General features: G+C 61.9%; 12 protein-coding genes. 7 read left to right on the top strand and 5 right to left on the bottom strand.

Features of this window, described 5'->3' with window-relative positions; all coding sequences use genetic code 11:
• Positions 1-10 precede the first annotated feature (10 nt).
• Complete coding sequence (locus EOB49_RS04915; RefSeq protein ID WP_127380324.1) at positions 11-661, bottom strand: hydrolase; 651 nt, start codon at positions 659-661, stop codon at positions 11-13.
• Positions 662-812: 151 nt separating this feature from the next.
• Here EOB49_RS04915 and EOB49_RS04910 point away from each other — a divergent pair, with 151 nt between their 5' ends.
• The 7 genes from EOB49_RS04910 (at position 813) to EOB49_RS04880 (ending at position 7447) form a co-directional block, all read left to right on the top strand.
• Positions 813-1706, top strand: a complete 894-nt coding sequence (locus EOB49_RS04910) for a LysR family transcriptional regulator (protein WP_127380323.1) — start codon at positions 813-815, stop codon at positions 1704-1706.
• 180 nt (positions 1707-1886) lie between these two features.
• Entirely contained in the window at positions 1887-2684 is a 798-nt protein-coding gene (locus tag EOB49_RS04905; protein ID WP_127380380.1) for a sterol desaturase family protein, read from the top strand.
• A gap of 102 nt (positions 2685-2786) precedes the next feature.
• Positions 2787-3485 carry a DUF2161 family putative PD-(D/E)XK-type phosphodiesterase gene (locus EOB49_RS04900; protein ID WP_127380322.1) on the top strand — a complete coding sequence of 233 codons (699 nt, stop codon included), beginning with the start codon at positions 2787-2789 and terminating at the stop codon, positions 3483-3485.
• 56 nt (positions 3486-3541) lie between these two features.
• Positions 3542-3949 carry a DUF930 domain-containing protein gene (locus tag EOB49_RS04895; RefSeq protein ID WP_032909322.1) on the top strand — a complete coding sequence of 136 codons (408 nt, stop codon included), beginning with the start codon at positions 3542-3544 and terminating at the stop codon, positions 3947-3949.
• Positions 3950-4129: 180 nt separating this feature from the next.
• A complete protein-coding gene (locus EOB49_RS04890) occupies positions 4130-4792 on the top strand; it encodes a TerC family protein (protein WP_127271063.1) in 663 nt (220 codons plus the stop codon).
• 136 nt (positions 4793-4928) lie between these two features.
• Complete coding sequence (rimO, locus tag EOB49_RS04885; protein ID WP_127380321.1) at positions 4929-6242, top strand: 30S ribosomal protein S12 methylthiotransferase RimO; 1314 nt, start codon at positions 4929-4931, stop codon at positions 6240-6242.
• Positions 6243-6340: 98 nt separating this feature from the next.
• Positions 6341-7447, top strand: a complete 1107-nt coding sequence (locus EOB49_RS04880) for an acyltransferase (RefSeq protein WP_127380320.1) — start codon at positions 6341-6343, stop codon at positions 7445-7447.
• 45 nt (positions 7448-7492) lie between these two features.
• On the opposite strand, the gene EOB49_RS04875 is transcribed toward EOB49_RS04880, so the two are convergent.
• The 4 genes from EOB49_RS04875 to EOB49_RS04860 are packed head-to-tail and all read right to left on the bottom strand — an operon-like array spanning position 7493 to position 12235.
• Positions 7493-8560 (bottom strand): BMP family ABC transporter substrate-binding protein, encoded by a 1068-nt coding sequence (locus EOB49_RS04875; RefSeq protein WP_127380319.1) that lies wholly within the window; start codon positions 8558-8560, stop codon positions 7493-7495.
• A 50-nt stretch (positions 8561-8610) separates the two neighbouring features.
• On the bottom strand, positions 8611-9531 hold the full coding sequence (locus EOB49_RS04870; protein WP_127380318.1) for an ABC transporter permease: 921 nt from the start codon (positions 9529-9531) through the stop codon (positions 8611-8613).
• Positions 9531-10661: an ABC transporter permease gene (locus tag EOB49_RS04865; protein ID WP_127269000.1), complete on the bottom strand. Its 1131-nt coding sequence runs from the start codon at positions 10659-10661 to the stop codon at positions 9531-9533. The genes EOB49_RS04870 and EOB49_RS04865 overlap by 1 nt, the downstream gene beginning before the upstream one ends.
• Positions 10658-12235 carry an ABC transporter ATP-binding protein gene (locus tag EOB49_RS04860; RefSeq protein WP_164781591.1) on the bottom strand — a complete coding sequence of 526 codons (1578 nt, stop codon included), beginning with the start codon at positions 12233-12235 and terminating at the stop codon, positions 10658-10660. Before EOB49_RS04860 ends, EOB49_RS04865 begins: the two co-directional genes overlap by 4 nt.
• Positions 12236-12324 lie beyond the last annotated feature (89 nt).

The raw sequence follows: 12324 nt of genomic DNA, 5'->3' as shown, positions 1-12324 counted from the left end.
AGATTCTCATTCAGCACTTCGGCGGCACCGGCGTGTTGAGCAGCTGCTGTTCCCAGAGGTACGCGATGCCGCTGCCGCCGAAGTGCTGAATGAGAATCTCGGTCAGCTCCTCGACATGCTCGGTGCGCGCCCAATCGCGTTGCCATTCGCCAGTGAGCGCCATCACGGTCATCACGTTCGCGCCGGCCGCGATCATTCGCTGGATGGCAACTTCGTGAGACTCCTTCGAAATCCCGCCCGACGCGTCGGTGATCACGGTCACGTCCCAGCCTTCGCCGGCGGCCTGGATCACAGGCATTGCGACGCAGACCTCGGTCCACAGGCCGGCGATGATCAGCTGCTTGCGGCCGGTCGCCTTGACGACGTTCACCACATTCTCGTCCTGCCAGGTGTTCACCCAGGTGCGATCGATGACTTCCTGGTCCGGAAATACGTCGGTGATCTGCTTGAAGAGAAGTCCTCCGCGCGCCGCAATCACGCTGGTGAGAATGGTCGGAACACCGAAGGCTTTTGCTAGCTTCGCCAGCGCGGTCGTGTTGTTGACCACCATGTGTGGGTCGTGGCTGTTCAGATTGGCCAGCTGATAGGGCTGGTGGTCGATCAGGACGAGGACCGAATCTGCGGGACGAAGAAGCGAAGCAAGGCCGTTACGAGGGGTCATCAAGACTTCCTTTCTCTGCCGTCTGGACGGCATGGGTTTTCGGGAGACATGCGCCAGCGGGCGACGTTGCCGAAACGCAATTTGCTGTTCCTTTTAATGATGCGATAGTGCCATATTCAGGCAAGCTGTGTCGCGAAACGAGGAACGCCGATTGGACATCGAAGATCTGCAGACATTCGTCGTAGTGGCCGATGCCGGGGGCGTATCGGCCGCCGCCCGCCGACTCGGCGTCTCCAAGTCGATCGTCAGTCGGCGGCTCTTTCGGGTTGAGGCGGAGCTTGGCGTCCAGCTTCTTGCACGAACGACCCGCGGCGCCGCGCTCACGGAGGCGGGAATTACTTTCAGAGATCATGCGGCCCGAGCCAGCGCCGAGATTGATACGGCCAGGGAAGCGATCTTCCCCACCGGTGAGCTACGCGGCCGCCTGAGGGTTGCCATGCCGCTTACTTTCGGCGCGACCCATTTTGCTCCCGTGCTCGCGGAAATGGCGCGTCTGCACCCGAAGCTTCACATCCATACTTCTTATAGCGATCGCTTCGTCGATCTCATCGCAGAGGGTTTCGATTGCGCGATCCGGGGCGCCTACCTTCAGGACTCCAACCTGATCGCGAAGCGCGTCGGGCCTATCCATGGAAAGCTTGTCGCGAGCCCGGACTACATCAAAGCGCACGCGTCACCCGAGACTCCGGACGAACTCGTCACCCATCAGGCCCTCATGCAGGGAACGGAAGCCTGGCAGTTCATGGATGGCGGCAAGATTGTTACGGTCCAGCCGCAGGGAAGATTCAAGGCCGACAGCGCCACGGCGCTTGCCGCGGCGGCGGCGGCGGGTCTCGGCATCGCCTGGCTTCCCGATTGCATTACACATGAATATGTGGCCTCCGGCGCGCTGGTCCCGATCATGACACGCTATCCGGTACCTCCGGGAGCTGTATATGTCGTACGCCCGCCGGGGCAGCATCCTACGCGGAAAGTGCGCGTCCTCACCGAGATGCTGATTGAGTATTTCAAACGCAACCCGGATCTTTGGGGTCTTGACGGCTAGGACACGAACGGTTCGAGCCGTGTCAAAGAACCGCGTTCGACGGTCCCATTGCTCCGAGCCGTTGCGTTCGGCGACATTGCTTGCACATTCCGTGCGTCAGCGCCCGTACAGAGCCTTTAGCCTTTGGAAAGGGAGATGTGGTTCCTCTCGGAGGCGCAGACGACGCGCAGAGGCGAATCGATGGATATCTTTGGCATCAAGGCACTGTTGATCTGCGCGCTGATCTTCATTCCGTTCGAACATCTGTTTGCCGAGCGGCCGCAGAAGATTTTCCGCAAGGGCTTCGCTGTCGATCTGATCTATCTGCTGTTCAACGGCTTCATCATAAAGCTGGCCATCGTCATGATGGCGGCAGGCGCGCTCGGTGCCGCTGCGCTCCTTGTCCCGCCGGCGATAACGCAGGCCGTCAGCGGCCAGCCCGTCTGGCTGCAGGTTGCCGAAATCATCGTGATTACCGATATCGGCGTCTACTGGACACATCGGGCCTTCCACAAAATCCCCGCGCTTTGGAAGTTCCATGCCGTTCACCACGGCATTGAGGAACTCGACTGGCTCGGGGCCTTCCACAATCACCCCGTCGACGCCATCGTCACAAAGGCGATATCGCTGACGCCGATCTTTTTCCTCGGCTTCTCGGAAGCCTCGATCGCCGTCTTTTCGACCATCTACCTTGGACACACGCTGCTTGTGCATTCAAACGTGCGGATTCCGTTCGGCCCTTTGAAGTGGCTGATCGCCAGCCCGCAGTTCCATCGCTGGCACCATGCCAACCAGCGCGAAGCCTATGACAAGAACTTCGCCGGGCAGTTGCCTTTCCTCGACATGCTGTTCGGCACCTACAATCCCACCGGCGACAAGGTGCCGGAAAAGTACGGCGTCGACGATCCGATCCCTTCCACCTATTTCGGTCAGATCGGCTATCCGCTCCTGCGCCGCAGGAAGCTGCCGAACCGGGCAGTGCCGAACACCGAAGCCTGACAGATGGCCCGACGGTGCGGTATCCACCCCGATCCGCTTTCGGGCCGTGAAACGCCGAACCACGGGAAGGCTTTTCGCGTCGAATCGGCTAACCTTCAAGGCATGAATGAGACGTCTCTCTATGCGCCGGTGAAGCGGTTCCTCGAAAGCCTCGACTACGTCGTCAAAGGCGAGATCGGCGGCTGCGATGTCGTTGCGTTGCGCGAGGGGGAGCCGCCGGTTGTCGTCATCTGCGAGTTGAAGCTGCAGTTCAATCTCGAACTGGTGCTGCAAGGTGTCGATCGCGCGGCGGCCTGCGACGAGGTGTGGCTGGCCGCGCGCATGTCGGCCCGCGGCAAGGGCCGCGAAAGCGACGCCAGGTTCCGCAATCTCTGCCGCCGTCTTGGCTTCGGCCTGCTCGGTGTGACCGCGACGGACCGGGTCGAGGTGCTTCTCAGCCCGATCGCGCCGGCGCCGCGCAAGAATGCCCGCCGGCGCTCTCGTCTGGTCGACGAGCACCAGCGCCGTCGCGGCGATCCGGTTGCCGGAGGAGGATCGCGCAATCCGATCATGACGGCCTATCGTCAAAGCGCCCTCGCCTGCGCTGCCGCCATGGCGGACGGACCCAGGCGGCCGCGAGATCTGAAGGCGGTGACGCCGATCGCGCCGAAAATCCTGCAGCACAATGTCTATGGCTGGTTCGCGCGCGTCGACCGCGGCCTTTACGATCTCACCGATGCCGGCCGTGCGTCTTTGGTCCGTTGGCCGCAGGCATCGCACGACGAATCCCGACACGCAATTTTGAACGCACCGGCCATATGATTGAAGATTCCCGCGGCGTCCGAGGCGGTTCGCTCGGTTGATTTCTCCGACAAAATATGTTGCTTGTCCCGCCCATGAAGAAGCTCTGCATGACCGCCTTGGCGTCAGTGACACTGAGTTTTCCAGCCAGCGCAATGGACAATGCATTGCGCGCCGGTCTGATGAAACTCGATCCCCAAACCCGTCTTGAACAGCGTTGCGACGCCGAAGTGCTCGACCGCATCACCCATGACGATCGCAAGTTCAAAGCCGATCGCGTCGTCGCCTACGCCTTCGCCACGCCCGAGATGGGTGCCGATGCAATCAAGAGCCCGGGTGCTGCGTTTCGCAGCAAGGGGCAGTGGTACCGGCTGAAATTCAAGTGCCAGACCGCGCCGGACCATATGGAAGTTCTGCAGCTCCGCTACCGGATCGGGGACGAGATTCCAGAAGCCGACTGGGCAAAGTACAATCTCTACGATTGATTTGCGATCGGCCGTGGTTTTGCCCGGCTGTCGGCGAGTGCCGCAAAGCCTGATCCGGTTTGACGCAACGCTGCTTCGGTGATGCAGCCACGCGTGATCCCTTGACGCCAGGGGACCACCAAGTTAGGGCCTCTGGATAATCGACGAACACTCGGCAAAATCAGCAAGGGCTTCCTGTCGATGGACATTTTTTTCAGCGCTGCCAGTCTGACCGCCCTGCTCCAGGTCATCGCCATCGACCTCGTGCTGGCTGGCGACAATGCGATCGTCATCGGCCTCGCCGCGGCCGGCCTGCCTGCCGAACAACGCAAGAAGGCGATTCTTCTCGGCGTGGTGGCGGCAACGGTGCTGCGCATCGGGTTTGCCGCAATTACCGTCAAGCTGCTGGCGATCGTCGGCCTGCTGCTCGCCGGCGGCATCCTGCTGCTGTGGGTCTGCTGGAAGATGTATCGCGAGTTGCGTACGTCGCATGCCGATGAATTGGAAGCGACCGAGGCACTGTCGAATTCGGACCTCAACAACGACCAGGCGGTCGCCGGCAAGACGAAGCGCAAGACCCTTGGCCAGGCTGCCTTGCAGATTGTCGTCGCCGATGTGTCGATGTCGCTCGACAACGTGCTGGCGGTGGCTGGAGCGGCGCGTGACCATTTTCCGGTGCTGATCATCGGCTTGGTGCTGTCGATCGCCCTGATGGGGCTGGCCGCGACTTTCATTGCCAAGCTGCTGCATCGCCACCGCTGGATTGCCTATGTCGGCCTGCTGATCATTTTCTATGTGGCTGTGGACATGATCTATCGTGGCGCGGTGGAGGTTTGGCCGCATGTAAACGGTGCGGTCGGCTGAGGCTGGCGGACATCGGCATCTTCACGCCGTGGAAGCAAGACCGCCGTGCGTTTTGCCGCATCGCGGGCGTGCCCATACCAATGCCGCAATAAGTGTGGTACTGCGCCGGCAATCCTGAAAAGCCCGGAAACGCTCTATGTCCGCTCCACGCGTGAGTTTTGTCAGTCTTGGATGCCCGAAGGCCCTTGTGGATTCGGAGCGCATCATCACGCGCCTGCGCGCCGAAGGTTACGAAATCGCCCGCAAGCATGACGGCGCCGACCTTGTCGTCGTCAACACTTGCGGCTTTCTCGATTCCGCTCGCGACGAGTCGCTCAACGCCATCGGCTCCGCGCTTTCGGAAAACGGCCGGGTGATCGTCACCGGTTGCCTGGGCGCCGAGCCGGACGTCATTCGCGAAAAGCACCCCAATGTGCTGGCGATCACCGGGCCGCAGGCCTATGAGAGCGTGATGGCTGCCGTGCATGAGGCCGCGCCGCCTTCGCACGACCCTTATGTCGACCTTTTGCCGCCGCAGGGTGTCAAGCTGACGCCGCGCCACTACGCCTATCTGAAAATTTCCGAAGGCTGCAACAACCGCTGTACCTTTTGCATCATTCCGGCACTGCGTGGCGACCTCGTCTCGCGGCCGGCGGCCGATGTGCTGCGCGAGGCCGAGAAACTGGCCAAGGCTGGGGTCAAGGAACTTCTGGTGATCTCACAGGACACCAGCGCCTACGGCATCGACATCAAGTATCAGACGTCGATGTTCGGCGACCGTGAGGTGCGCGCAAAATTCCTCGATCTGTCCGAGGAACTGGGCAAGCTCGGCATCTGGGTGCGCATGCACTATGTCTACCCCTACCCGCATGTCGCCGACGTCATCCCGCTGATGGCAGAGGGCAAGATCCTCCCTTACCTGGATATCCCCTTCCAGCACGCTTCGCCGCAGGTATTGAAGAACATGCGCCGGCCGGCACACGGCGAAAAGACGCTCGAGCGCATTCGCGGCTGGCGTGAGGTCTGCCCGGATCTGGCCATTCGCTCCACCTTCATCGTCGGCTTCCCCGGCGAGACGGACGACGATTTCGAGATGCTGCTCGACTGGCTCGACGAGGCCAAGATCGATCGCGCCGGCTGCTTCAAATACGAGCCGGTCCGCGGCGCCCGCTCCAACGATCTCGGTCTCGAACAGGTTCCCCAAGAGATCAAGGAGGCGCGCTGGCACCGTTTCATGCAGCGCCAGCAGAAGATTTCGGCAACGCAGCTGGCCAAGAAGGTCGGCAAGCGCCTGCCGGTGCTGATCGACGAGGCGCATGGCACGTCGGCAAAGGGCCGCACCAAATACGACGCGCCCGAGATCGATGGCTCGGTGCATATCCAGTCGCGCCGCCCTTTGCGCCAGGGCGATATCGTCACCGTCAAGATCGACCGCGCCGACGCCTATGACCTTTATGGTTCGGCGGTCTGAGGGCCGTATTTACTACATCTGGCGATAGTTCAGCCTTTTAACCCGCTCAGCCGCGATCCGCTCTATGGTTTGCGGACCGGAGATGCGGGGGAATGCGGATGAACACCAGATCTGCGGAACAAAATTACATCGCGACGCTGGATTTGCTCAGGCTGGCGGCAGCACTTGCTGTCGTGTTCTTTCACTATTTCTTTCGCGGCGCGGCCGCCGAAGGCTACCTCGCGCAGGGCTATCCGCTTGCCGCACCGTTCGCCCTCTACGGCTATCTCGGCGTCAATCTGTTCTTCCTGATCAGCGGTTTCGTCATTGCCTGGTCGGCGGAAAACCGGAGCTGGGATCAGTTTGCGATCGCGCGGTTCGTTCGCCTCTATCCGGGTTTTCTGTTCTGCATGACGATCACCTTCGCAGTTCTCACCCTTGCCGGCACACTGTTGCTTCCAGCCTCTTTCAGCCAGTATGTCGCCAACCTGTCGATGTTCGCGCCGGCCTTCGGCCAACCCTTCATGGACGGCGTCTACTGGTCGATCGTGCTTGAACTGGTGTTCTACGGATGGATCACGCTGGCCCTGTTCACCGGGCTCTTCCAGAAACGCAAGCTGGAGCTGATCTTCATCTGGCTGGCAATCTCGGCCTTGAACGAGTTCTTCATCGGCAGCGGCGGAGCCAGGCTGCTGTTCCTCACCGAGTTCGGCCCGTTCTTCGCCGCCGGCGTGCTGGTCCACCACATCCATTCGCATGGCCGTTCTGTGCCGGCCCTGCTGCTGCTCGCCGCCGCGTTCCTGATCTCCTGCGGAACGCTGTCGGTGACGCAGCGCTGGATGCTTGGCCACTACGGCATCGCCGTCTCCTCGGCCAATCTTGTCCTCGCCAACGCCGTCATGCACGCGGCTCTGATCGGCGCGGTGCTGCTGCGCCACCGTGTGAGGGCATCGGCGCTCACCCTGGCGCTGGGCGGGCTGACCTATCCGCTCTATCTGCTGCATCAGGAGATCGGCTATCTCGCCATCAATGCGGCAACGCCCCTTGTCGGCAAATGGATTGCCGCCCTTGGTTGCGTCGTGCTCATGCTTTTCATTTCGTGGGCGATCTGGCGCACCTGCGAACGACCGGTACAGCGGTTGCTCAGGTTCTGGCTCGGCCGTGTGGTCGATGCCGGACGAACGCGGTTTCATCGCCCCTCTGCCGGCGCACAGCCCGCCGAATGAAGAAGGGCGCCTCGCGGCGCCCCTCCGTCTCATGTCTCGCGCTGGTTATTTCGGCAGCTTGTCGTCGACGCCCTTCACATAAAAATTCATGCCGAGCAGCGTGCCGTCGTCGGCGACTTCGCCATCCTTCAGCCATGGCGTGCCGTCCTGCTTGGCGATCGGCCCGGTGAAGGGATTCCAGCCGTCGGAAATCTTCTTTTCGGTGGCTTCGGCCATCGCCTTCACGTCGTCGGGCATGTTGGTATAAGGAGCGAGCTTGACGGCGCCGTCCTTGATGCCGAGCCAGACATTGCCCGGCTTCCAGGTGCCGTCGAGGGCTGCCTGGACCCGGCTGATGTAATAGGGACCCCAATCATCGGTGAGCGAAGTCAGCTGCGCCTTGGGCGCGAACTTGATCATGTCCGATGACTGCCCAAAGCCCTTCAGGCCCCGCTCCTCGGCCACTTGCAGGGCAGCGGTCGAATCGGTGTGCTGGACGATGATGTCGGCACCCTGGTCGAACAGCGCCTTGGCGGCGTCGGCTTCCTTGCCCGGATCGAACCAGGAATTCACCCAGACGATCTTGGCTTTGAAGTTCGGGTTGATCGACTGTGCGCCGAGCATGAAGGAGTTGATGCCCATCACCACTTCGGGAATCGGGAAGGAAACGATGTAGCCGGCAACGCCGGCCTTGGATTCCTTGGCGGCGATTTGGCCGAGCACGTAGCGGCCTTCGTAGAAACGCGCATTGTAGATGCCGAGATTGTCAGCGGTCTTGTAGCCGGTGGCGTGCTCGAACATCACCTTGGGGAATTTCTTGGCGACCTTCACTTCCGGGTCCATGAAGCCGAAGGAGGTGCCGAAGATGAGCTTGCAGCCTTCGCGCGCCAGGCGCTCGAAAGCGCGGTCGGCGTCGGGACCTTCCGAGACGTTTTCGAGATAGGCTGTTTCGACCTTGTCACCGAGCGCCTTCTCCACATCGAGACGGCCCTGGTCGTGCTGGTAGGAGTAGCCGAAGTCGCCGATCGGGCCGGTGTAGACCCAGCATGCCTTCAGCTTGTCCGCAGCTTCCGCCGTCACTGCCAGCGACATGGCGGCGGTCGTGGTCATCAGGGCAATAAGCAGTTTTTTCATTGTGTTACCTCTCTGAGTTAAGCCTTGGAGCTTCCCGTTTGTTTTTATTGTCAACGATCCGGAACGAATGGCTGCCCCAAGGAAGCCGGCGTGTTCATCATCGTCAGACGCTTGTTGCGCGAGATTAGAACGAGAACCACGATGGTTGCCAGATAGGGCAGCGAAGAAAGGAACTGTGAAGGCACTGGAATACCAAAAGCCTGTGCATGAAGCTGGCCGATCCACACCGCGCCGAAGATGTAGGCGCCGGCCAGCACCCGCCATGGCCGCCAAGAGGCGAACACCACCAGCGCCAGCGCAATCCAGCCGCGGCCGGCGCTCATGTTCTCGACCCATTGCGGCGTGTAGACCAGCGACAGATGGCCGCCGGCAAGCCCGGCACAGGCGCCGCCGAAGATCACCGCGAGATAGCGATAGCGGATGACCTGGATGCCAAGCGCATGGGCCGAGGTGTGGCTGTCGCCGATCGAGCGCAGCGTCAGTCCGGTCCTTGTCTTGAACAGGAACCACATGACGGCCGCGGTGAGCGCGATCGAAATGTAGAAGATCGGGTCCTGACCGAACAGCAGCCTGCCGACGACAGGCATTTCCGTCAGACCGGGAATGTAGAGGTTGGGCAGCCTTTCGCCGGGTTGGCCGACAAAGCTGGTGCCCATCATGCCGGACAGGCCAAGGCCGAGCAGCGTCAGTGACAGGCCGGTCGCCACCTGGTTGGTGGCCAGCGACAGCGTCATGATGGCAAACAGCAGCGAGAACACCGCGCCCATGGCGATGGCCGCCAGGAGGCCGATCCAGGGCGAGCCGGTGAGATAGGTCGCGCCGAATCCGCCGACAGCGCCCATGATCATCATGCCCTCGACGCCGAGATTGAGCACGCCGGAGCGCTCGACCACCAGTTCGCCGATTGCTGCGATCAGCAGTGGCGTTGCCGCCGTGGCGATGGTCAGAAGGATGTTTACGGTGATGTCCATCAACGGGCTTCCTTCAGCTTCGGCGCGGCTTCGAGTTTCGCGGCACCTTCCGGTTTGGTCAGCGCCAGGCCGACCAGGCGAATGCGGTAGTGGATGAGCGTGTCGCAGCCGAGCACGAAGAACAGCAGCATGCCCTGGAACACCCGCGCCACCTTGTCGGAGATGCCGAGCGCGCTCTGCACCGCTTCGCCGCCGAGATAGGTCAGCGCCAGCACCAGACCGGCGGCAACTATGCCGAGCGGGTTGAGGCGGCCAAGGAAAGCCACGATGATGGCGGTGAAGCCATAGCCGGGCGAAATGACAGGCTGCAGTTGCCCGATGGCGCCCGAGACCTCGGAGATGCCGGCGAGACCCGCCAGAGCGCCTGACAGCAGGAAAGCAAAAAAGACCATGCGGTTGAGGCCGAAGCCGGCGAAGCGCCCTGCCCGCGGGCTTGAGCCCAGCACGCGCACCTCAAAACCTTTCAGCATGCGGCTCATCAGGATCCAGACCAGCACCGCGGCGACCAATGCGAAGACAAAACCCCAGTTTGCTCGCCCGGCATCCGGCATCAGCTCCGGCAACACGGCCGAATCGTTGAACTGGATGGTCTGCGGGAAACCATGGCCCTGCGGATCGCGCCAGGGTCCGCGCACCAGCCAGTCAAGGAAAAGCTGCGCGACATAGACCAGCATCAGGCTGGTCAGGATTTCGTTGGTGCCGAAGCGTGTCTTGAGCAGAGCCGGGATCGCGGCATAGGCCGCGCCGCCGACCATGCCGAGCAACAGCATCAGCGGCAGCACCAGCGGACCTTCGAACTGCGGAAACAGCACGGGAATCATCGAACCGGCAATGCCGCCGAGGATGAACTGGCCTTCGGCGCCGATGTTCCAGATGTTGGCCTTGTAGCAGACCGACAGGCCGACGGCGATCAGGATGAGCGGCGCTGCCTTGATCGCCAGCTCATGTAGCTGCCAGACCTGGCTGATCGGCTCGATAAAATAGATATTGAACGCGGTCAGCGGATTGACGCCGAGCAGCGCGAACATGACGGCGCCGGCAATGATGGTCAGCGCGAAGGCGATGAACGGCGACAGGGCCGAAAACAGCATGGAACGCTGCGGGCGTTTGACGAGTTCGAGGCGCATCATGCCGTCTCCAGCGAGTGTTCGGCGTGGCCTGGTTCGGCGCCGCCCATCAGCAAACCTACCTTTTCGAAGGTTGCCTCGGCGATCGGCATAGGTTTCGACAGCTCGCCATTGTGCATGACCGCGATCGCATCCGATATCTCGAACAGCTCGTCGAGATCCTGGCTGATCACCAGCACCGCCGATCCGCTGCGCGACAACTCGATCAAGGCCTGGCGGATATGAGCGGCAGCGCCCGCATCCACGCCCCAGGTCGGCTGGTTCACCACCATGACGCTTGGCCGGCGGTCGAGTTCACGGCCGACGATGAATTTCTGCAGATTGCCGCCAGAAAGGGCCGCGGCCTCCGGATCCGGCGCACTCTTGCGTACATCCATCGCCTCGATGATGCGTTGGGACGCGGCTTGGATGGCACCGCTCTTCACCATCCCGCTGGAACCGACGAACGCCTTGCCGTCGGTGGCATGGCGCGACAGCAGCAGGTTTTCGGAAAGCTTCATGCGCGGTGCCGCACCATGGCCGAGGCGCTCCTCCGGCACGAAGGCGGCACCCAGCAGTCGGCGTCCGGTGATGGTGAGGCCTCCCGCATCCTTGCCACGAATGCGCACCGAGGAGGCATCCTGCTGCGGCACTTCGCCTGAAACGGATTCGAAGAACTCGCCCTGGCCGTTGCCGGCGACGCCGGCGATGCCGATCACCTCGCCCGCCCGGACGTTCAGGTTGATGCCCTTGAGCGGGATCGAGAACGGCGTTGCCGGCTTGCGGCTGAGATTGCGGATTTCGAGCAGCGGCTCCGCCTTGTCGATGCCCTCGACCGGCGCGCGCACCACCGCCTGCACCTCGTTGCCGACCATCATGCGGGCCAGCGAAGACGCGGTTTCCTCGCGCGGATTGCAGTGGCCGACAACCTTGCCGTGGCGCAGCACGGTGGCGCGGTCGCAGATGCGTTTGACCTCTTCGAGCCGGTGCGAAATGTAGAGGATGGATTTGCCTTCCGAACGCAGGCGCTCCAGCGTCTCGAACAGCTTGTCGGCTTCCTGCGGCGTCAGCACCGAGGTCGGCTCGTCCAGGATGATGAGCTGAGGCGTTTGCAACAGGCAACGGATGATTTCGATGCGTTGGCGTTCGCCTACCGACAGGTCGCCGACCAGCGATTCAGGATCGAGCGGCAGGCCGTAGCTGAAGGAAAGCGCCCTCGCCTTCGCAGCGATGCTGTTGATCGGCGAGCCGTCGTCCAGCGACAGGGCAATGTTTTCGGCCGCGGTCAGCGCCTCGAACAGCGAGAAGTGCTGGAATACCATACCGATGCCGAGTTTTTTCGCGACGCCGGGACTGGAAATCCTGACGGCCTGCCCGTTCCAGAAGATCTCGCCGGCATTGGGCTCCAGCGAACCGAACAGCATCTTGACCAGCGTCGACTTGCCGGCGCCGTTTTCGCCAAGCAGGGCGTGGATCTCACCCCTGGCGATGTCGAGATCGATATGATCGCACGCCGTCAGCGTGCCGAATATCTTGGTGAGGCCACGAACCTCAAGCAGGTTCGTGCCGTCGTGATTTGCACTCACAGTGCCTCCCATCTGGTTAGCCAGACATGTTCTGTGTTCCCGCAGGCATGGTAGGCGCGGCCGGCTCTCATCGGAAAGCGGCACGCGTCTTGAAAGAGCTT

The organism is Mesorhizobium sp. M7A.F.Ca.MR.148.00.0.0, from assembly GCF_003997735.1.
Classification (GTDB): domain Bacteria; phylum Pseudomonadota; class Alphaproteobacteria; order Rhizobiales; family Rhizobiaceae; genus Mesorhizobium.
Note: the sequence above shows the minus strand (reverse complement) of the source record. Positions and strands in the feature narration are given on the sequence as shown.